This window comes from Peribacillus sp. NPDC076916, from assembly GCF_050269675.1.
GTDB lineage: Bacteria > Bacillota > Bacilli > Bacillales > DSM-1321 > Peribacillus > Peribacillus aracenensis.
Genome location: NZ_JBNNIU010000005.1, coordinates 176,053 through 197,237, shown reverse-complemented (window position 1 = coordinate 197,237; position 21,185 = coordinate 176,053). Strand labels below are relative to the sequence as shown.

The 21,185-nt window shown below is 41.5% G+C and carries 24 protein-coding genes; 16 read left to right on the top strand and 8 right to left on the bottom strand.

Annotated features, from left to right (window positions below):
- Positions 1-35: 35 nt before the first annotated feature.
- The 6 genes from ACQKFG_RS17690 (at position 36) to map (ending at position 3,837) form a co-directional block, all read left to right on the top strand.
- Positions 36-266, top strand: coding sequence for a hypothetical protein (locus tag ACQKFG_RS17690; protein WP_427561156.1), 231 nt, complete (start codon positions 36-38; stop codon positions 264-266).
- 143 nt (positions 267-409) lie between these two features.
- A complete protein-coding gene (motA, locus tag ACQKFG_RS17685) occupies positions 410-1,201 on the top strand; it encodes a flagellar motor stator protein MotA (protein WP_192207760.1) in 792 nt (263 codons plus the stop codon).
- Positions 1,194-1,949 (top strand): flagellar motor protein MotB, encoded by a 756-nt coding sequence (gene motB / locus ACQKFG_RS17680; RefSeq protein ID WP_192207761.1) that lies wholly within the window; start codon positions 1,194-1,196, stop codon positions 1,947-1,949. Before motA ends, motB begins: the two co-directional genes overlap by 8 nt.
- 45 nt (positions 1,950-1,994) lie before the next feature.
- A complete protein-coding gene (locus ACQKFG_RS17675) occupies positions 1,995-2,270 on the top strand; it encodes a late competence development ComFB family protein (RefSeq protein ID WP_228467608.1) in 276 nt (91 codons plus the stop codon).
- A gap of 198 nt (positions 2,271-2,468) precedes the next feature.
- The gene (locus ACQKFG_RS17670; protein ID WP_427561151.1) at positions 2,469-2,984 is read left to right on the top strand and encodes a type 1 glutamine amidotransferase domain-containing protein; all 516 of its coding nucleotides are present in this window, start codon (positions 2,469-2,471) and stop codon (positions 2,982-2,984) included.
- A 106-nt stretch (positions 2,985-3,090) separates the two neighbouring features.
- The gene (gene map / locus ACQKFG_RS17665) at positions 3,091-3,837 is read left to right on the top strand and encodes a type I methionyl aminopeptidase (RefSeq protein ID WP_427561148.1); all 747 of its coding nucleotides are present in this window, start codon (positions 3,091-3,093) and stop codon (positions 3,835-3,837) included.
- Between the two features lie 40 nt (positions 3,838-3,877).
- Here map and ACQKFG_RS17660 read toward each other — a convergent pair whose 3' ends face one another.
- The 4 genes from ACQKFG_RS17660 to ACQKFG_RS17645 all read right to left on the bottom strand — a co-directional run bounded on the left by ACQKFG_RS17660 (position 3,878) and on the right by ACQKFG_RS17645 (position 6,222).
- Positions 3,878-4,120: a DUF2164 domain-containing protein gene (locus ACQKFG_RS17660; protein ID WP_387601937.1), complete on the bottom strand. Its 243-nt coding sequence runs from the start codon at positions 4,118-4,120 to the stop codon at positions 3,878-3,880.
- Between the two features lie 11 nt (positions 4,121-4,131).
- Positions 4,132-4,647: a molybdopterin-guanine dinucleotide biosynthesis protein B gene (mobB, locus tag ACQKFG_RS17655; RefSeq protein WP_427561144.1), complete on the bottom strand. Its 516-nt coding sequence runs from the start codon at positions 4,645-4,647 to the stop codon at positions 4,132-4,134.
- Entirely contained in the window at positions 4,635-5,900 is a 1,266-nt protein-coding gene (locus ACQKFG_RS17650) for a molybdopterin molybdotransferase MoeA (RefSeq protein ID WP_427561141.1), read from the bottom strand. Before ACQKFG_RS17650 ends, mobB begins: the two co-directional genes overlap by 13 nt.
- 97 nt (positions 5,901-5,997) lie before the next feature.
- Entirely contained in the window at positions 5,998-6,222 is a 225-nt protein-coding gene (locus ACQKFG_RS17645; RefSeq protein ID WP_034305672.1) for a DUF1128 domain-containing protein, read from the bottom strand.
- 218 nt (positions 6,223-6,440) lie between these two features.
- On the opposite strand from ACQKFG_RS17645, the gene ACQKFG_RS17640 reads away from it, so the two are divergent.
- Both ACQKFG_RS17640 and ACQKFG_RS17635 read left to right on the top strand, forming a co-directional pair.
- Positions 6,441-6,833 (top strand): YtxH domain-containing protein, encoded by a 393-nt coding sequence (locus ACQKFG_RS17640; RefSeq protein WP_192207767.1) that lies wholly within the window; start codon positions 6,441-6,443, stop codon positions 6,831-6,833.
- A gap of 16 nt (positions 6,834-6,849) precedes the next feature.
- Positions 6,850-7,689, top strand: coding sequence for a YihY/virulence factor BrkB family protein (locus tag ACQKFG_RS17635; RefSeq protein ID WP_192207768.1), 840 nt, complete (start codon positions 6,850-6,852; stop codon positions 7,687-7,689).
- 234 nt (positions 7,690-7,923) lie between these two features.
- Here the strand turns inward: ACQKFG_RS17635 and ACQKFG_RS17630 are convergent, their stop codons facing one another.
- Positions 7,924-9,843, bottom strand: a complete 1,920-nt coding sequence (locus ACQKFG_RS17630) for a heavy metal translocating P-type ATPase (protein WP_427561137.1) — start codon at positions 9,841-9,843, stop codon at positions 7,924-7,926.
- A 313-nt stretch (positions 9,844-10,156) separates the two neighbouring features.
- On the bottom strand, positions 10,157-11,323 hold the full coding sequence (locus ACQKFG_RS17625) for an MFS transporter (RefSeq protein WP_192207770.1): 1,167 nt from the start codon (positions 11,321-11,323) through the stop codon (positions 10,157-10,159).
- Between the two features lie 189 nt (positions 11,324-11,512).
- On the opposite strand from ACQKFG_RS17625, the gene cax reads away from it, so the two are divergent.
- Complete coding sequence (gene cax / locus ACQKFG_RS17620; protein ID WP_228467651.1) at positions 11,513-12,571, top strand: calcium/proton exchanger; 1,059 nt, start codon at positions 11,513-11,515, stop codon at positions 12,569-12,571.
- A gap of 470 nt (positions 12,572-13,041) precedes the next feature.
- Positions 13,042-13,854, top strand: a complete 813-nt coding sequence (locus ACQKFG_RS17615) for a YfkD family protein (RefSeq protein WP_427561134.1) — start codon at positions 13,042-13,044, stop codon at positions 13,852-13,854.
- Positions 13,855-13,888: 34 nt separating this feature from the next.
- Here ACQKFG_RS17615 and yfkAB read toward each other — a convergent pair whose 3' ends face one another.
- The gene (gene yfkAB, locus ACQKFG_RS17610; protein WP_427561131.1) at positions 13,889-15,016 is read right to left on the bottom strand and encodes a radical SAM/CxCxxxxC motif protein YfkAB; all 1,128 of its coding nucleotides are present in this window, start codon (positions 15,014-15,016) and stop codon (positions 13,889-13,891) included.
- Between the two features lie 150 nt (positions 15,017-15,166).
- Between yfkAB and ACQKFG_RS17605 the strand changes: the two genes are divergently transcribed.
- Positions 15,167-15,352 carry an SE1561 family protein gene (locus tag ACQKFG_RS17605; RefSeq protein WP_427561128.1) on the top strand — a complete coding sequence of 62 codons (186 nt, stop codon included), beginning with the start codon at positions 15,167-15,169 and terminating at the stop codon, positions 15,350-15,352.
- 307 nt (positions 15,353-15,659) lie between these two features.
- Positions 15,660-17,228, top strand: coding sequence for a fumarate hydratase (locus ACQKFG_RS17600; RefSeq protein ID WP_427561125.1), 1,569 nt, complete (start codon positions 15,660-15,662; stop codon positions 17,226-17,228).
- 49 nt (positions 17,229-17,277) lie between these two features.
- Here the strand turns inward: ACQKFG_RS17600 and ACQKFG_RS17595 are convergent, their stop codons facing one another.
- Positions 17,278-17,415, bottom strand: a complete 138-nt coding sequence (locus tag ACQKFG_RS17595) for a hypothetical protein (RefSeq protein ID WP_170971547.1) — start codon at positions 17,413-17,415, stop codon at positions 17,278-17,280.
- 109 nt (positions 17,416-17,524) lie between these two features.
- Here ACQKFG_RS17595 and ACQKFG_RS17590 point away from each other — a divergent pair, with 109 nt between their 5' ends.
- The 4 genes from ACQKFG_RS17590 to rlmD all read left to right on the top strand — a co-directional run bounded on the left by ACQKFG_RS17590 (position 17,525) and on the right by rlmD (position 21,106).
- Complete coding sequence (locus tag ACQKFG_RS17590) at positions 17,525-17,710, top strand: hypothetical protein (RefSeq protein ID WP_192207775.1); 186 nt, start codon at positions 17,525-17,527, stop codon at positions 17,708-17,710.
- A 221-nt stretch (positions 17,711-17,931) separates the two neighbouring features.
- Positions 17,932-18,717, top strand: a complete 786-nt coding sequence (gene pdaA, locus ACQKFG_RS17585) for a delta-lactam-biosynthetic de-N-acetylase (RefSeq protein ID WP_192207776.1) — start codon at positions 17,932-17,934, stop codon at positions 18,715-18,717.
- Positions 18,718-18,839: 122 nt separating this feature from the next.
- Positions 18,840-19,724: a DNA-3-methyladenine glycosylase family protein gene (locus ACQKFG_RS17580; RefSeq protein ID WP_192207777.1), complete on the top strand. Its 885-nt coding sequence runs from the start codon at positions 18,840-18,842 to the stop codon at positions 19,722-19,724.
- Entirely contained in the window at positions 19,721-21,106 is a 1,386-nt protein-coding gene (gene rlmD / locus ACQKFG_RS17575) for a 23S rRNA (uracil(1939)-C(5))-methyltransferase RlmD (RefSeq protein ID WP_427561119.1), read from the top strand. The genes ACQKFG_RS17580 and rlmD overlap by 4 nt, the downstream gene beginning before the upstream one ends.
- Positions 21,107-21,185: the final 79 nt, after the last annotated feature.

Sequence of the window (21,185 nt, the reverse complement as noted above, 5' to 3'; positions counted from 1 at the left end):
GCTTTGTCCCTGTTTCTTTTCTGAAATACTGAAGTGTGAAAAGAATAAATGCCAGGCGTTATGCGGAAATCACGAGTAAAAGTAGAAAATTCACGAGTAAACCGCTGAAACTCACGAGTAAAAGCAGAAAATTCACGAGTAAACCGCTGAAACTCACAAGTAAAAGCGCATATTCCAGACGTTATGAGAAAAGTACGAACGGAACATGCTTGAAATTTCCATTCTCGAAAGAATATTGTACCCGAACCATTGAAATGTGCTGTTGAATAAGCTCATGTAGGAGCCAAAGCTGGTAGCTTTTGTGATGATATATTGAAAATTGAATTCGAATAATAAAATAATCCTCACTTTTTTTGAACTTCATCCGATATAAGGAGGAGATGAGACTTTAAATGAATGGGTGAGTATTATGGATATAACATCAGTTTTGGGCGTAGTTCTCGGTATTGTGGCCATCTTGGTCGGAATGGTGTTGAAAGGCGTTAGTGTAACGGCGTTGATTAACCCGGCAGCTATTTTGATCATTATTGTAGGGACGGTAGCTGCTGTCGTAACGGCTTTCCCTTTGTCGGAATTAAAAAGACTACCAAAAATATTCAAGATTTTATTCTTTGAACAAAAATTGACAAAGCCTGAAGATTTAATAAAAACCTTTTCGGAATGGGCGGTCATTGCCAGGAAAGAAGGCTTATTGGCATTGGAAAGCATTTCGGATCAAGTGGATAATGCCTTTTTGAAAAATGGCTTGAATCTTGCAGTCGAAGGTCAGAGTGCCGATTATATTCGTGATATTTTAGCGGAGGAAATAGACGCGATGGAAGAACGTCATTTAAGCGCGGCAGCGATTTTCAGTCAAGCCGGTACATACGCACCTACTCTTGGCGTATTGGGAGCGGTAATAGGGCTGATTGCTGCATTGGGGAATATGGCTGACACGGAGGCATTGGGACATGCCATATCAGCCGCTTTCGTCGCAACCTTGATGGGGATTTACACGGGGTATGTGTTATGGCATCCATTTGCCAATAAGCTCAAACGGAAATCGCAGCAGGAAGTCCGAATCAAAGAAATGATGATCGAAGGTATTTTATCGATCATCGAAGGGGAAGCGCCAAGAACGATTGAACAGAAATTAACATCCTATTTGCCTGCTGGAGATCGTAAGAAGTGGTTGGAAGGCGATGTGAGAGAAGATGGCTAGGCGCAAAAAGAAACAAAGGCATGAGGAGCATATCGATGAATCATGGCTGGTTCCCTACGCCGATATCTTAACGTTGCTTCTCGCGCTCTTTATCGTCTTGTTCGCTTCAAGTTCGGTTGATGCAATAAGGTTCCAGCAATTGTCCAATGTATTTAATCAGGTTTTTACAAGCGGAACGGGTTTTATGGATTTCCCAAGTGATTCCCCCAGCAATGAGCCGACGTCACCAGAGCAGAGAACAGGTGCAGAAGAACTTGAGAAGCTTGGGAAAAACGAACAAGAAGAACTTATGGAGGTTCAGGAGCGTGTGAATGCCTACATAAAAAAGAATGATTTAACGGATAAATTGGGAACGAACCTTACTGATGAAGGAATGTTGATTTCAATTAGGGAAAACGTGCTGTTCGAATCGGGGGTGGCTGAGGTGAGACGTGAAAACCGAAAAATCGCTAAGGAAATCTCAGATTTATTGGTCATGGACTTACCCAGAAACATTATCGTAAGCGGGCATACCGATAATATTCCGATTAAAAATTACCAATATGAATCTAACTGGGATTTGAGCGTAATGCGATCCGTGAATTTTATGAAACTTCTTCTAGAAAATAAAAAGTTGGATCCCGAAATGTTCAGTGCTAAAGGACATGGGGAATTCAAGCCGGTTGCTTCTAATGAAACGAAAAAAGGAAGGGCGAAAAACCGGAGGGTTGAAATTCTAATTGTTCCACGGACAGCGATAAATGAGTGAAAACCTGTCAGGAATGGACGGGTTTTTCTTTTTGAAGGAGAATATATGGAAAGAGAATATAAGAATGTGATGGAAGAAATCGTTGTGACATGGGTGCATGTATTAATGTCTGGTATGGAATACCAAACATTTTGTTCGTGCAGGAAATGTAAGAATGACATCATCACATTATCATTGAATAACCTGCCTAATTATTATGTAACCACGGAAGAAGGGCGGAAAAGGATATTTGGAAATTTGAATACAGAAGAAAACAGGAAATGGATCAATAAAAGAATCATCAATGCGATACATGTAGTTGGCCAGTATCCTAAACATTGATCAAAAGGCTGCCATTACCTTTTTTTCGATATTAAAAAGGTGGACAGCGACGCCGGAGGGATGGCGGAAATATCTCGGAATATTACTCATAAACAAAAGGGAAAACCATTAATTATGTGTTTTATTTATGGTGTCAGAGGGAACATAAATAAAGTACAAAGTAGGTTCATTCGATAAAAATTGAGGAGTTGAATGATTATGGGTAAAAATATCGCATGTGTTGTAACGAATATGTTTGAGGACTCGGAGTATATTGAACCGGCAAAAGCATTCGAGGAAGCAGGCCATACGGTAACGACGATTGAAATGGTAAAAGGGAAAACGGTTAAAGGGAAACAAGGGGAGGTAGAAGTAGAGATTGATGAAAGCATCGACTCGGTGAAACCGGAAAATTTTGATGCATTATTCATCCCCGGCGGTTTTTCCCCTGATCAACTGCGTGCTGACGAACGCTTCGTAACTTTCGCCAAATCGTTTATGGATGATAAAAAACCAGTATTTGCAATCTGTCATGGACCACAGTTGCTGATTACGGCCAAAACACTTGAAGGACGCCACGCAACAGGATATACATCCATTAAAGTCGATATGGAGTATGCAGGTGCCACATATTTGGACAAAGAGGTTGTGGTTTGCGGCAACCAGCTTGTAACCAGCAGGACACCTGAAGACCTTCCGGCATTTAACCGGGAATCGCTCAATCTATTGAAATAATGGAAAATCCCGGCATCTGCCGGGATTTTTCAATTTAAAGGATTCATATACTTCAATCTTTGCAGTAAAATAAAAGGAGAGACGAATTAAAAAGGAAGTGTCACGATTGATCGTATTAAAATCTGCACGTGAAATTCAAGCGATGCATGAATCGGGTAAAATTTTGGCAGCCTGTCATAGGGAGATTGCAAAGTTGATTGTTCCTGGGGTGACAACATGGGAAATTGAAGAATTTGTTGAAGGGTTCTTAAAAAAACATGGTGCGAAGCCGGAACAAAAAGGTTACAAAGGGTATGAGTATGCGACATGTGCTAGCATAAATGAAGAAATTTGTCATGGTTTCCCTCGTAAGACCCCTTTGAAAAACGGGGATATCGTAACGATTGATATGGTCGTCAATTATAACGGGGCCCTTGCTGACTCTGCCTGGACGTATACGGTCGGTAAGGTTTCAAAGGAAACCGAACATTTAGTGAATGTGACCAAGGAATCTTTATATAAGGCGATTGAAGTATGTGTGGAAGGCAATCGGATTGGAGATATAGGTCATGCCATACAATCTTATGTCGAAGCGGAAGGCTTCTCTGTCGTTCGTGATTTCATCGGACACGGGATAGGAAATGTCATTCATGAAGAGCCGCAGGTTCCGCATTATGGACTGCCGAATAAAGGTCCGCGTCTTAAGGAAGGCATGGTATTCACCATCGAGCCAATGGTAAACGTAGGTACATATAAAGCAAGCCGGGATTCGAATGGATGGACGGCATCCACTGCAGATGGGAAATACTCGGCTCAATATGAGCATACGATTGCCATTACGAAAAATGGTCCGCTTATTTTGACCGAACAATGAACATAAAAAAACAGCATCGATCATGATGCTGTTTTTTATTTTAATCAATAGGACGTTCCAATGAATACAAATCTTCTTCAATATTTCCTAATCTGTCCTCAATGACTTTTTGAGCATCTTTAATACCTTCATTATAAATAAAGGGAGCAATATTTTCGAAAATGAACTGCAAATGATTTTCAGCAGCGATTTCACCGATTTCCTTGCCATGTTCCTGATACACATATTCTTGGATGCTTTCGATCATCTTGCGGCGTTTTTCTATGGGAAATTGTATGAACATTGTGCCCTCCTTCATATTTGTTCTAAAAACCATGTAATGAATTGATCCGAATCCAAAGGGAAGACGGGTACTGAAGCATGATTCCTTGTTCGTTCCAGACATTCGGGCCAAGCCACAGCTGCTTTGACATTAGTAAGCCGTTCCAATAACAGGAGGTCACTTTCTTCTTTGATTAAAATGACCTTAGGAAAGTCCTCTTGCTTATAACCTTCAATTAAAATCACATCAGGAAGAAATAGGCACAGTAATTGAACGAGCTCAGTGATAGGGGCTTTCCCCTTGAAATTGCCGAGCAGCTCGATTGTACCATCTCCTTCAACAAGTGATGCGGCCGCGCCTGCATTAAAGTGTTTATTAGAATCCTTCGTGCCTGTTACATCTGGTTTTCCGCCATGTCCATGATGTTTTAAAACGGCTGTCTCTAATTTTGCTTCGCGAAGCTGTTTGATTATATTCGTTATGAAGATCGTTTTTCCTCTATTTTGGTAGCCAACAACCTGAAAAATAAAGGGCTTTACCAAGGCCATTGACATCCTTCTTGGTCATCGAGAAGCAGGATGTCCACAAAATCTCCAGTTTGGAAACCACGTGTCCCCCCAGGTAAGACTGTCAGTGAATTGGCACCTGCCAAGCTTGTAGTAATATTGGATTTATCCACACCGCTAGGAGTTACCTTCAACTGGCCGGATTCGTAAAATAATCGGGTCCGAAGCAGACGTGAGAATGGATTGGGTTTTAAGAAGTCTTCTGCCAATTGTGCCGTCTCTTTTCGTAAATGCGGATGCTCCGAAAACAGCATGGTGCGGATGATCGGTCTTGCAAATAGTTCAAAGCCGACATAACTGGCGGATGGATTGCCGGATAAACCGAATAAAAATTTGTTATTATATACGGCTACGGTCGTCACGCTGCCGGGGCGCATGGCCACTTTGTTGAATAAGACATCAGCGCCAATTTTTTGATAAATATCCGGGAGAAGATCAAAATCACCGACAGAAACTCCTCCTGTCGTAATGAGCAGATCCACTTCCTCCAAGGCAGTGGAAATGGCTTCGTAGCTTAATTCGAATTCGTCCTTAAGCTTTCCATAGAAACGGACTTCTCCTCCTGCCCTCCGAATTTGGGCGGAGATGGCATGTGAATTGCTGTTGCGAATTTTGCCGGGCTGCAACGGTTCATTAACATCAAGAAGTTCAGACCCCGTAGCGAATAATCCAACGACAGGCTTAGTGGCAACAGGCACTTCGGCATAACCGAATGTTGCTAGCAAGCCGATGATCCCTGGATTGATCGCTGTTCCTTTTTTCACAAGAACATCGCCTTTCTTTGCATCCTCACCTTGAAAAGAAACGTTTTCGCCTTCCTTAAGAGAGCGTTTAAATGATACGTACTTCTTTCCGTCCTTTTCGAGTTCCTTCGTAAGCTCGAGCATGATTATGGCATCACACTCAGCTGGCATCTGAGCTCCAGTCATGATTCTTGCCGCTTGATTTTTTTGAACAGGAATTTTCGATACCATACCCGCAGCCAACTCTTCAACCACTTCGAATTCGAGAGGGGTATTTATGGAACCTTCTGCCGTATCCTTGGACCTAAGGGCGAATCCATCATATGGTGAGCGGTTAAAATGCGGAACATCATTTGTAGCTACAATATCTTGAGCCAAAAAACGGTCGTGGCTTTCCTCAAGGGGGATCAGTTCCGTATGTCCTGTTAATTTATGCTTCATCACTTTTTCCACTGCTTCTGCAATACTGATGGGGGTTCTTCTTTCTACCATGCTTACAACTCCTGTCGGTTTTCAAATTCTATATCAAATGTAGCAGAATTTTTTAAAAAATGAAAAAAATCCTCACCGGAATGGGAGGATTTGAATGTTACTTATTACGCAGTCTTCCAAGTTCTTCAGCGATAGCTTCCATTTCACGGACACTGAAATTCGTTTTTTTCATCACCATTGTATAAATATCGTGCAGTTCTTCGTACATCTCGATATCAAAATGGGTCGATTTGATTGCACCGAAGTTCATAACTTTTAATTTATCCTTGATTGCTTCAATCATAAACTCTACACTTTCGGCTGTGTTTTGCGTTAAATCCATTTCCTTCATCCTTTCATACGTTCCTAAATATTTTCATCTTTGCATGATTACCTTGAGAAGTCAATGAATATTCGGGTGGGAAACGCAATATACTTGGTCATCTCCACGTTTTAAAGTGAGAGAGTTTGGGAAAAGATAGGAAAAAAAATATTTAAACATTGTATAATGGAGATAGCTACTATTATACATCAACTAATATATGACGAGGAGGAGAATATATGAGCAACATTCGTGAAGAATATAAGTGTGCCAAGAAAAGCAAATTTATGCAAGCGGTCTTTATTGGGGCGTTGGCTGGGGCAGCGATAAGCCTTTTTGATAAGGATACGCGTTATTCTGTATTGGAAAACAGTAAAAGCTGCATGGGTAATATGAAAGAATTCATAAAGAATCCAAATGGGGTGCTTACACAAGTACGTGAAACATCATCTAAGGTCCGTTCCACTGTTGAAAAAATTTCCGATGATGTCTCCTTCATTTCCCAAAAGGTGGAGGAAATGAAAGACATTCCTTCGCAAGTTGCCCAAGTGGTGATGGAGACGAAGGAAGTTTTTGCTGCAGAGGAAGAAGAGCCAACTTCAAGTCACCATGAACGGATCTCCTTAAATTAGAAAATGGGGTGGAGGTATGGCCAATAAAAAAGAATGGCTGAAAAGCTCATTCTTCAAGGCTTTCATAAAACGGTTGCAGGTCGATGATGTGTCTGGTCTTGCCGCACAACTGTCTTATTTCTTTTTACTTTCCCTGTTTCCATTACTTATTTTTTTATTCACTTTATTGGCCTATCTGCCATTTTCCCAAGAAGATATATTAAATACTGTCCGTACATATGCGCCTGACGATTCGATGAGAATTATTGAGGCTAACCTATCGGAAGTGATGGAAGCGAATGGGACTTTATTGTCGTTTGGTGTCATCGGAACGATATGGTCGGCATCGAATGGGATGAATGCAATCATTAAAGCATTTAACCATGCATATGGTGTAAAAGAAAGTCGAACTTTCTTTATTTCCCGGGGAATGTCGATTCTTCTCACTTTAGCGATGATTTTTGTTTTTATTGTCGTTTTATTGCTGCCGGTATTCGGAAAACAAATCGGAGTGTTTTTATTTGCCGAAATTGGACAATCCGATGAATTTCTTACGATTTGGAACCAACTTCGCTGGGTGATCAGTACGCTTGTATTTTTAATTGTGTTCACCATCCTTTATTGGATTGCGCCGAACATAAAGCTGAAGTGCATAACCGTACTGCCTGGTGCTATCTTTGCAACGGCAGGATGGAGTCTCGCTTCCTTTTTGTTTTCATTTTATGTGGAGAACTTCGCTAATTATTCAGCAACATATGGAAGTCTTGGAGGAATCATCGTATTAATGGTCTGGTTTTATTTGTCTGGGCTCATAATCATAATGGGTGGGGAAATAAATGCGCTCATTAGTGAAAAGAAAAAACCGGAATGTGGATGATCTTCCTGGAGTTTCCGTAATAGCGGATTAACATGCTGCGGATACTATTCATGAAATGACAACTTTAGAAGAGGAGGAGTTCTTTCATGAGTAAAAAGGATGGCAGCACAAAGCAAAAAGGAAAAAATAAAGGTTCGAACCATAAAACTTCAGGTTCTGCTAACGGTAAGAACGGATATCACTAAATGAAACGATCATAAAAAAAGGGAGCCTTGGAAGGCTCCTTTTTCATGTTCAGTTTCTCAAAAGCCTTAAGCTGTTCAGTATAACGAGAATTGTACTTCCTTCATGGCCGATGACGCCATATGGGAGGTCTAGAAATTGAAGGAAATTGGATGCTATCAGGATCATGATGACCGAAATTGAAAAGATGACGTTTTGTTTGATGATCCGATTCATCTTCTTGGATAATTTGACTGCTTCCGCAATGCGCGGAAGGTCATTCTTCATCAGAACGACATCCGCTGTCTCCAAGGCAACATCCGTGCCTTCACCCATTGCAATTCCAACAGATGCTGTTGCAAGTGCAGGTGCATCATTGATGCCATCGCCAACCATTGCTACAGTGCCAAATTGTTCTTTCAGCTTTTTCACTTCAGTCACCTTGGTTTCAGGTAGACATTCGGCAATATATGCATCTATATGGCTCTCCGAAGCAATCGCTTTAGCCGTTTTTTCCCCATCCCCTGTAAGCATGACGGTATGGATGCCCTCATTTTTCAAGGCTTCGATGGCTGTAACGGTTTCTTCACGCACGACATCTTTCAAAGTGAGTATGCCTGCAATTCCTTGATCATCTTTTGCATAAACGATTGTCTTGCCTTGTTCAGCCAATGTCAGTGCAATGCCATTGTGGAATCGTTCTGCTTCACTGCGACCGACGAAATCAGCCTTTCCGACTTGCCAAAGCACGCCATTGATATAGGCTTGAACCCCATTACCTGAGATATCTTCCATGTTATTTGGTTTAATGATATCCTTTTGCAATTTCGATTTGGCATAACGTACGATCGATGTTGCCAAAGGGTGATTCGAATAATTTTCAACAGATGCAATATGAAATAAGAAGTCATCTTCGTTTAAATATTCACGGATAATAACATCGGTTACCTCTGGTTTTCCTTTTGTCAATGTACCGGTTTTATCTAAAGCAATTGCCTGCAGATTACCTAGATTCTCAAGATGGATGCCTCCTTTAAATAAAATGCCATGACGGGCTCCATTTGAAATGGCAGAAAGTGTAGCTGGCATGATAGAGGCCACAAGGGCACAAGGAGAAGCGACAACGAGCAGGATCATTGCTCTGTAGAATGTCTCGGTCCAGCTCCACCCCAATAGGAAATGGGGTATGAACATCATCAGGGCGACAACCGTCAATACTACTTTTACATAAGTGCCTTCAAACCGTTCAATGAACAGCTGGGAAGGGGACTTTTCACTTTGGGCGGATTGAACAAGAGTGATTATTTTTTGAAATAAAGTTTCACTTGCCGGTTTGGTGATTTCCACGGTAATCGTTCCACGGAGATTGACCGTTCCCGCAAATACTTCATCATCCAATGATTTACTGACTGGTATGGATTCGCCAGTGATGGCGGCCTCATCGATATTGGTACGGCCGTCCGTGATTTTTCCATCTGAAGGGACTCTCTCACCTGGTTTCACTAAAATTAAATCCCCGATATGCAGCTGTGAAACGGATACGGTTTCTTCATATCCGTTAGTGATGCGCAGTGCTTCTTCCGGCTGTAAGTCCATAAGTGCCGAAATTTCTTTATGGCTTTTATTCATCGTGTATGTTTCAAGGGCACCGCTTAAAGCGAAGATAAAAATCAATATGGCGCCTTCCGTCCAGTACCCGATGACCGCAGATCCGACTGCCGCAAAAATCATCAGCATCTCAACATTCAATTCCCGGTCGGCAATCGTATCTTCTATGCCTTCTTTTGCCTTGGCATATCCGCCAATCAAGAAAGAGGCCAAGTATATGATTATGGAGGCAGTTTCCATTCCGTTCTTTGAAAGGGCCCAGCCCAATACTATAAGTAAACCGCTGAATAATGCAGCAATAAGTTCTAGATGAGGTTTTGCTTTTTCCAACCAAGTGGTTTTGCATGCAGCCGGTTGGGTTAAATGTTTAGTATCTGTAGTCATAAGATTCCCTCCCACATTCTTCTCTATTTTTGTGTAAATGATATAGATTATCATTTGTGTTATATATAATTGAGAAAGATAATCAACGTCATTTCTCTGGATAAAATATGAAAGCTGCCACCGGAATTGCGATGACAGCAATGTTTTCAAAGGTTTATAAACGTGATGTCCCTTTTGTTATTATTATAATACCACATATCCTATTCGGAAATAAAGAAGAATGATTCTAATCTAGTAAAAAATATAAAGTATTTTCTAACATGTTTATTGAAAAACTGAATAATAAAAGAATCAGTCAAGATAAAAAATTATACTACATTGCGGGAGCAGGCATTTTTTCCTTAAACAAGGCCAATGATATGAAGACAAGGAAAAGCATGATACTTATCATATAGAAAAAACTTCCTCCATCAATATGTTCTATAACCAGGCCGCCAAAGAATGGACCGCCGATGCTGCCGAGACTAAAGAATATACTGCATAATAAATTCCCGGCAGGTAATAGGTTTCTAGGTAAAAGATCTGCCATATAACTGATTCCCAGCGAGAAAGTCGAACCAACCATCATTCCGCCAAACATAAAACAGAGGAATAGGCCAAGCACTGAATAGGAATATATCCCTGCAAGCGTGAATATGGCAAACCCTGATATAAGAATCGTCAGTAAGGTCTTTCGCCGTCCAAAGCGGTCACTGACCATCCCCAAGGGAATCTGGGTAAGCAGAGTCCCTGCCGAAAATGCCGGAATGATGATGGATACTGCGGTTAAATCGATTCCGGAGCGCAGGGCGAATACAGGGAAATTGCTATTCAATGAGGCTTCAAGCACGCCAAATGTAAACGGAAGTAAAAAAGCGACCCAGGCTATGCGGCTAACTTTCGTAAACCTTTTGATTGTGCCAAGGAATGATGTGCTTTCAGAATCATCTTGTTCAGGAAGCTCATTTCTAATAAGGTAAACAGTGGACCAAGCCAGAAGGCTAAGTATGGATGTGATGATGAAAGGCAAAGACTGATTGATCTCAAGAAGCTTCGTCATCAGTGGGCCAACCATGAAGCCAAGACTGAAGAAGAGTCCATAAATGGCAAGATTCCTTCCGCGCTTCGCTATTGGTGAAATGGCCGTGATCCAAGTCTGTGTAGCAAAGTGAAGTGTATGATCGCCGATACCAATGAAGAAACGCAGTACGAACCAAAACCAGAATGATTTCCAGACAGGAAATAGGGCAAGTGATACGATGACCGTTATCCCGCCAAATAATATCAATGGCTTATAGCCGTATTTACGGAGTGGGGCTTCCATAAAAGGAGAAATCAATAGAATTCCAATATAAAGGGAGGCTGCATGAAACCCGTTTAGGGATGAGCTAATTCCTTCATTTTCAAAAATGATGGCAATGATCGGCAGAAGCATCCCTTGAGAAAACCCCGATATACCGACAATTAAGATTAAAACGCTTAAAAGCAATTTACTATTCATAAAATCATGTCTCCTAAGAATTGTATACCTTCTTGATGTTACATCTTAGGAAGAGGATTAAGCAATAGAAATTTGGGTAAATATTGTCAAGAAGAGAGGGTATGATAAAATTTTCCTTTGTCAACACCCGAAGATTATGTATGATAGTTTTTGTTACATAAAAAGAACTATAGGATTGTGAGGAGAAGTATCGTGAATAAAATATTTTTGGGGCTTGTCCTGTTAGGCGTCCCTTTATCTGTCATTGGGTCGTTATTGCATTGGCCGAGTGTAATCATGTTCATAGTATATTGCTTAACAATCGTGGCGCTGGCAGGCTTCATGGGCCGGGCCACCGAAAGCTTAGCGATTGTTATGGGACCAAGGATTGGCGGTCTCTTGAATGCAACCTTTGGTAATGCAGTAGAATTGATCATATCCATCTTTTCATTAAAGGCAGGGCTAGTGGGTGTCGTGCTGGCGTCTTTGACTGGTTCCGTTTTAGGGAATTTATTGTTGGTGGCAGGACTTTCATTCTTTATCGGAGGGACTAAATACAAACGGCAGAAGTTTAATGTATTCGATGCGAGGCATAATGCCGGTCTATTGATTTTTGCAGTAATTGTAGCCTTCGTCATACCGGAAGTATTCACACAAAACATGGGTGAATCAAGCACGATGTCGTTAAGTGTCGGAATTTCCATTATCATGATCTTATTATATCTTGCTGCATTATTCTTTAAATTGGTTACACACCGCGGGGTATATCAGCATAACGAGAAACTCGAGGATCATGAAGCGGAAGTACCGGAGTGGAGCAGGAAAAAGGCAATTATAATACTTGCAGCCGCTACATTGGCTGTTGCTTATGTATCGGAAAAACTTGTCCATACGTTTAGCGAGGTGGGGGAAGCCTTCGGATGGTCGGAGTTATTCATCGGTGTCATTATCGTAGCGATTGTCGGTAACGCGGCAGAGCATGCTTCCGCCGTCATAATGGCCTATAAAAACAAAATGGATGTCGCTGTGGAGATTGCCGTTGGTTCCACGCTTCAAGTAGCGATGTTCGTTGCTCCTGTACTCGTATTGATTTCGTTAATGTATCCAACGAGTATGCCGCTTGTTTTCACAATGCCAGAACTAATATCAATGGTTACAGCAGTCTTTCTGGTGATCATGATTTCTAATGACGGGGAAACGAACTGGTTTGAAGGCCTTACCTTATTGGCCGCTTACTTCATTATGGGAATTGGATTTTATTTATTATAAGAATGCAGGCCTTCCGATGTGGAAGGTCTTTCTTTTTATAAAATGAAAAAATAGAAATGACTCTGCTCGGGTTAGATTTAGCAGAGTCATTTCTATATTAGTAAATTACCATTCATAAGTTATTCCAAAATTTTTCATCATGCTTTTGAAAAAGTTGAGAAAATATTCTAGAGGGTCACACCATCCTTTTACATCAGATTTAAGTATAGGCGAATTCGTTTTCTGTCATCCTTTAAAAGGGTGTCATGGATTGTTCGATAAGCATACCTCCTGAAGGTTTAATAGGTATGAACGATTTCGCCTCCTTTTTATAATGTAAAATAAGTATAACTGATTTAAATAGAAAAGTAAATATTGTGAACTTTACAAATTTATTACAAAGTTGAAATCGGAATGAAATGTATAGAATGTTGGCTAAAAACAAAATCTATAATCAATATGATTGAACCCCTCAAAAGGAGTGCGACAGAATGAAAAGAACTATTATTATTATGATGATTGCCCTAATTGCCTTCATTCAGGCGAATGTAAGTTTTGCAGCTGATATACCAGAAGTCAAAGCAAATCAGAATAAGGTGAACATCCCACCTTCAGTATTGAATATTGCAAAGGAGAATACGTATCCGAACCCGACCCAGGATCTTCCGATGCTGCAGCCGAGTAATCTGGCCAAACAATTGATCGATTCGTCGGATATCAAGATTGAAAACCCAGAACTCATCCAAATGTTGAATGAATCCGCAATTGCAAAAGCCCCGCTTGCTTTTGGATACAGGGCAACCATTTACCTTGGCCATTGGGCCTTGAATTATGAGTCTTCTGAAACGGCACCAAACTGGGAATACCAAAAGATCAATACGAATTACTATGATAATCGCGGTGGTGAAGTTCCCTATAAGATCCGTTATGTCCAGGAAAGTCAGAAGGCAGTGAGTGGCGGTCTGACAGCGAAAATTCCAAAGGCTGAGGATGTTCAAAAGATGATGCTGCTAAAAGCCACTGAAAAAACGAATTTGCCTTTAGCTTTTGAAACGATCATCGGCGCTGGTACGAAAAAAGACCAAGTATATAATGTGGCTTCAAATAGGATTGGTTACTTATCCAGTTTTGCTTCCGCCGTCAATGAAAAAGGCAAGGTCACATATGGGGAAGTATATTTGAATCTAAAAGGAAATAAAAGAACCATTACGATAAAGAACATCACATCACAAGGCATCGGTGCATGGATACCGGTTCAGGACCATGTTTCCTTCAGCTTTACAGTCTCGCAGCAACCAAGGTAAATTTAAAAAACTCGCCGGATTGGCGAGTTTTTCTTCATATGGTTGACTTCCTGATCCTGAAGTCCTCATTCGGGTAGTAAGCATTTTTGACGAGAACATTCGGGCCTAGACATTTGACTGATGGGCAGTGGCAGTTCAATTCATTGGCCAGTTTCGAATTCATCCATGTGTCATAGGAATCGGTCAAGGGCTGATCTTTAATATTCCCTAATGTAGGCGCGTCCCCGAAATCGGTAACGATCACTTCCCCGGTGAAAATATTGATGTTTAACCTGGAACGTCCATCAGGGTCATTCCGTACGGTCACTTTATGTGAACCATAAAGGCGTTGAAGCAGCTTTATATCCTCTTTACTGTTATTGCAAGGATAAAATGGCAGGGTACCGAAAAGCATCCAAACATTCTCATCACGGATATCAAGCAAATGATGAATCGCTTCACGCATATTATCCAATGGTAAAGTTTCAAGTGCCGAAGCGAAATCGCTTGGATACATCGGATGAATTTCATGCCTTTGACATCCCATTTCATCGACGACCTGTCTGTGAATATGCTCAAGATGAGGCAATGTCCGTTTATTAAGCATCGTTTCAGCAGATACCAGCACACCAGCTTTTGTCAGGGCACGGGAATTTTCGATCATTTTATCGAATAGTTTCTTTCGCTGTTCCCGAGATGGTTTTCGATCCATCATGGCAAAGCCGATATCAATGAATTCATCGATCGTTCCCCAATTATGGGAAATATGCAGAACATCCAAATAAGGAATGATTTTCTCATACCGTTCCAAGTCAAGGGTCAAATTGGAATTGATTTGTGTCCGTACCCCGCGGCTGCGGGCATATTTCAATAGAGGCAAAACATAATTCTTCACTTGTTTTCTTGAAAGCATCGGCTCCCCGCCAGTGATGCTGAGCGAGCGAAGCAAGGGGATTTCATCAAGGCGCTGAATCAGTAATTCCAGAGGCAGGGCATCCGGGTCCTTGGGCTGAAGTGTGTAACCGACGGCACAATGCTCACAACGCATATTGCAAAGGGTGGTGGTGGTAAATTCCACGTTGGTGAGGCTGAGTTTTCCATATTGTTCAACGTCCATATATGCTTCCCAAGGATCATACTTGGGTGTAATTGGTGTTAAAAGATCTTGCTTGATTATTGACATATTTAAAACTCCTTACGTAATAATGCACTAACCCATTATGAACAATGGGAACAAAAATTGTCAAATCGCGGAGAGCTGTATTTATAGCTTGCCATTGCACTTTGAAGCAGATTTCGTTACGATGAAAGAAGAACGGAAGGAGAGTGCCTCATGGGAAAATCCATTACAGGTAAAAACGAACAATTAACATACTTAAAAGAACGCCTCACGATGTTCATGGAAGTTCTTGATCATATCGAACCGGAAACTACGGAGTTGGAAGATATAGACCGTTTAATCGGCATGATAGATGATTTGGAAGGCAAAGTGGAACAATTCAAAACCCGGAAAGACTAATATCTGTTTCGATAGTATGACTTTTTCAATGTTAATATTCATGAAGGGATGACGAGAAACCTGCGTCATCTCTTTTTAATATCAAATCTTACTGGAAATGATTGGCGATGATATTTGACCTATGGGCTATTTAAGGCGCTTTGATCATTTCTCTCCAAATTGCTGTTCATTAAGAAAAATAATTACTTGTTTTCGAAAGATTATGTTAGATGTATAATAAAACGGGTGTTGAATCATTCGCTATTTATAGAGAAGCAGGGAAATGATTAAATCTAAATCTAGGGGAAATAAGAGGGGGAAGAGAAATTTGGATATTCAAAAATTCCAAGAAAGTATGTACAGTCTTATCGTTGAAACTTCAACGAATCTTCCAAAGGATGTTCGTCGTGCAGTCAAAAGTGCAAAACAACGTGAAAATGCAGGTACTCGTTCTGCATTAAGCTTAGACACCATTACGAATAATATCACAATGGCTGACGACAATGTATCACCGATTTGTCAGGATACTGGTCTGCCGACTTTCAAAATAAAAACTCCAGTTGGCGTAAACCAACTTGAAATAAAAAAAGCAATCCGAAATGCGATCATTTTAGCGACTAAAGGCGGAAAACTTCGTCCAAACGCAGTTGACTCTTTATCGGGTGAAAATAGCGGGGATAACCTTGAGGAAGGTCTTCCGGTCATTAAATTCGATCAATGGGAAAAAGACTATATTGATGTTCGCCTTATCTTAAAAGGCGGCGGCTGTGAAAATAAAAACATCCAATACAGTCTGCCTATGGAACTTGAAGGATTGGGGAAAGCGGGCCGTGATTTGGACGGAATCCGTAAATGTGTACTTCACTCTGTCTACCAAGCACAAGGACAAGGCTGCAGTGCCGGCTTCATCGGCGTTGGTATCGGTGGGGACCGTTCATCCGGATATGATCTGGCAAAGGCTCAACTCTTCCGCAGTAATGAAGATGTGAATCCGAATGAAGACCTTCGTAAACTTGAAGATTACATCATGAAATCAGCTAATGAATTGGGAATCGGCACGATGGGCTTTGGCGGCGAAACTACACTGCTTGGGTGTAAAATCGGTGTCATGCACCGTATTCCGGCAAGCTTTTTCGTATCCGTTGCTTACAACTGCTGGGCGTTCCGCCGTTTAGGAGTGAAAGTCAATCCTGAAACAGGTGAAATCAATGAGTGGTTGTATCAAGAAGGCGAGAAAATCGACTTTGCTTTAGAAGCAGAAAAAGCAGCGAAGGACGAAGTGGCAGCCGCTGCTGAACCGGACGTTAAAGCTTCCCGTGAAATCACCCTGCAAGCACCAATCACGGAAGAACAAATCCGCGAATTAAAAGTTGGTGACGTCGTTCATATTAACGGCAGAATGTATACAGGCCGTGACGCGATCCACAAGCATTTATCTGAAAATCCTGCACCAATCGACCTGGATGGACAAATCATCTATCATTGTGGTCCAGTTATGCTGAAGGATGAAGAAGGTAAATGGCATGTGAAGGCTGCCGGACCGACAACGAGTATTCGTGAAGAACCATACCAAGGCGATATCATGAAACGATTCGGCATCCGTGCAGTTATCGGTAAAGGTGGAATGGGACCAAAAACTCTGGAAGCACTTAATGAACACGGCGGCGTTTATCTAAACGCAATCGGCGGGGCTGCTCAATATTATGCAGACTGCATCAAATCCGTCGAAGGCGTGAACTTCACTGAATTTGGTATTCCAGAAGCGATGTGGCATCTGAATGTTGAAGGATTCACTGCAGTAGTAACCATGGATTCACATGGAAACAGCCTGCATAAAGACGTTCAGCAATCTTCATTGGAAAAGTTGGCACAATTCAAAGAACCAGTATTTAAATAAATGTATGGAAAAAGACGCTCACCAAACGGTTGGGCGTCTTTTTCATAGCTTATTCTTCTATTTCCGGCAGTGGATCGATCCTTGATGCATCCTCTAAATTCAATCCACTTTTCACAAAATGAACAAACACTCCACCACTTAAACCAAGACAACCAACAAAGCCTAAAGTGATAACCCATTCCAGCATTTCATTCCCCCCCTGCTAATGTATATGAAAAAAAGGCGAAAATTACCTCAGAAAAGTACAATCTTTTGGAAAGGTCGCACATACATTAGAAGAGAAAGGGGGGATTTTCATGCAGAATAACTACTTCTTATTCTTTATGGCCATGCTAACTGGTTTTGCTTTCATCAAACTTCCTGTGGCAAACACGATTTTCTCCGGACTTGAAACATTCCTTGACGTAGTCGGAATTGTAATCGTTCTCATTTTCGCTATCGCCATTATTTGGAAGGCGGCACAAGCGTTATTTAAAGGATAAACAAAGCATGGGGGGCCTATCCTTTTTGGAGGATGGGCCTTTTTTTGGTGGATTTAAGTTTGGCGGGGAAATACCTCTAATAATTTGGCCCGCGGTACTAAAATTGGTTCCTGGGCGTAGTGAATTAGACATGGAATCCAATAATTCGACATTCACAATATCATGCATATAAATCTCCATGTTCCAAACAATAAGAAAAAAAGGACATGGGGGATATTCCAATGAAAAAAAAGGTGATTTTATCCGCTTTAATATGCTTGATATGCTCTTTGGCAAGCCCAGCTTTTGCAGAATCCTATAACTGGGGTTTCAATAAAGGAAAAAATGGGACACCTGCCGATGCAGGTGAAAAATTCAATAAGATGCTGCCTGAATATGAAGCGATTTATAAAGGGGATACAAGGAAAAAAGTCGTTTATTTAACATTTGATAACGGTTATGAAAATGGCTATACGGCCCAGATTTTAGATGTTCTGAAGAAACATGGTGCTCCAGGAGCTTTTTTTGTCACGGGTCATTATTTAAAGACCGCACCTGAGCTTGTTGTCCGTATGGCTAATGAGGGGCATATCGTAGGAAACCATTCATGGAACCATCCGGATATGACCAGCGTGACGGACGATGTGATACGCATGGAACTTGAGCGGGTAAAAAAAGCAACGGAAAAATTAACGGGGCAAAAAGGAATGAATTACTTAAGGCCGCCTCGTGGGGTATTTAATGAGAGAACGATGAGAGTCGCAAAAAAAGAAGGGTATTACCACATCTTCTGGTCACTGGCATATAAAGACTGGATTGTTGATCAACAAAAGGGTGCCGCGTTCGCACACGATGAAGTGCTTAAGCAGATTCATCCTGGCGCGATTTTATTACTGCATACCGTATCGAAGGATAATGCGGAAGCATTGGACTCGATTCTGACGGATCTTGAAAAACAGGGGTACACATTCAGTAGCCTGGATGCTTTAATGATTGAGAAACAATTGCCGAACCGAATGCTTTATTAAAATGAGAAGCGGGTCCTGTAGTGATAATTCAAGTCCCGCTTTTATCCATTCTCTTTAATTTCAAGTAATATTTCTGGAAACATGCTATAATACGTGGAAAACTGCTAAAGGATGGATCGCTTGTGTGGACAGAAAAATTACAGGTTCAAGGACCCTATAATTTCGATCTAGTTCTCGAACGGTTATCGTTAGACCCACTTCAGGTAGTTGATTTTACTAACAGGACGGTAAAAGTTCCGCTATATATAGAAAAAGAACCAATCGTTTTGCAGGTTCAGGCAATAGGAAATATCGATGAACCATCTTTTATCATCAAAGGTCATTCAGAGGTTTACAAGTCAAAAGCAATCGAACGGTTAAAAAAGGTTTTTCATTGGCATCAGCCATTAGAAGGCGTTTCCCGGCATTTCCGGGAAACAGATTTAAGTAAAATCTTCGAAGAGCACCGCGGTACTGCCATTGTCTTGGACTTCGATTACTACAGTTGCCTCGTCAAATGCATCATACATCAGCAATTGAACTTATCCTTTGCCCATACGCTCACGGAACGATTCGTTAAAACCTTCGGCTACCAGTTGGAAGGTGCCTGGTTTTACCCGACACCGGAAACAACAGCCCAACTTCGAATCGAACAATTAAGAGCCATTCAATTCAGTGGCCGGAAAGCCGAATACGTCATCGGACTTTCAGAGCAGATCACTCAAGGCCATCTCAACCTTGATATAATGGAAAAGCTATCCGATCAAGAGGTTATGGACACACTAATAAAAATACGCGGTATCGGTAGATGGACGGCTGAAAACTTCCTGCTTTTTGGACTTGGCCGGCCGAACCTATTTCCTAAAGCCGATATTGGCATTCAAAATGCCTTGAAAATATTATATGGCTTACCGCAAAAGCCAACCCAAGAAGAAATGGAGTCCTATAGTGTGAAATGGGCCCCATATCTAAGCTACGCTTCCCTCTATTTGTGGAGAAGCATTGAAAAACGGAGTGAAAAGAAATGACAAACATTCAAGATACAAAACTGGAAGTGAATCAAACCCTTCCCCTTACGATTAAACGGCTTGGCATTAACGGGGAGGGAGTAGGTTATTTCAAAAAGAAAGTCGTCTTCGTCCCAGGTGCATTGCCTGGTGAAGAAATTGTAGCTTTGGTCACAAAGGTTCAGCCAAACTTCACCGAGGCGAAAATAAAAACCATCCGTAAAGAATCACCGCATCGCATTGCAGCGCCATGTCCAGTTTACGCTGAATGCGGCGGATGTCAGTTACAGCATTTAAGCTATGCCCAGCAGCTAATTGAAAAACGCGATATCGTCATTCAAGCGATGGAACGTCATTATAAATTCCCAGTTTCTTCATTAAATGTAAAAGAAACAATCGACATGGAAGATCCTTGGAATTACCGCAACAAAAGTCAGTACCAAGTCGGCCAAAAAGATGGCAAATTGATTGCTGGCCTTTACGGCTTGAATTCCCACACACTGATCGATATCCCGAATTGCCTTGTACAGCATAAGGCAACAAATAAGGTAACGCGGACAGTGAAAAAAATACTAAAGAACCTGAACATCTCGATTTATAACGAAAGAAAAAGAAAAGGTGTGATCCGTACGGTCATCACACGGGTAGGATTTGAAACGGGTGAAGTGCAGGTTGTCCTCGTTACTGGTGCGGAGGAAATTCCACAAAAAGATCAGTTGCTTAAACAAATTCGTGACCAATTGCCAGAAGTGAAATCGGTCGTTCAAAACATCAACAACCGGAACACATCACTTATCTTTGGCGAAAAAACGATTCACCTGGCAGGCGAAAAAGTCATCAACGAAACATTGGGTGACCTATCATACGAACTATCAGCCCGTACATTCTTCCAGCTTAACCCGGTCCAAACTGTTCGCTTATATGATGAAGTGAAAAAAGCGGCAGCCTTAACCGGCACGGAAAAAGTGGTTGACGCTTATTGCGGTGTCGGGACCATTGGCCTGTGGCTGTCCGAAAATGCCAAGGAAGTCAGAGGAATGGACGTCATTAAAGAATCCATTGAGGACGCCAAGAAAAATGCAAAAAAACATAAACGGAACAATGTATACTATGAAACAGGCAAAGCCGAGAATATCCTTCCACGCTGGACCAAAGAAGGCTGGAAACCGGACGTATTGGTCGTCGACCCGCCAAGATCCGGCTGTGATCAATCGTTACTGCAGACAATCTTGAAAGTTAAACCGAAAACCATTGTGTACGTATCATGCAACCCGTCCACATTGGCGAAGGACTTACAAGAACTGGGCTCTTCTTATAGTGTGGAGGCCATGCAGCCGGTGGACATGTTCCCTCAGACGAGCCATGTTGAAGTAGTGACCTCATTGAAGCTGATTCAAGAATAAGCAGAGTGATCCGGGAATCTGTAAAAGGTTCTCGGATTTTAATCTGCGTTTATTTCCATCCATTTGTGAAATAATGAAA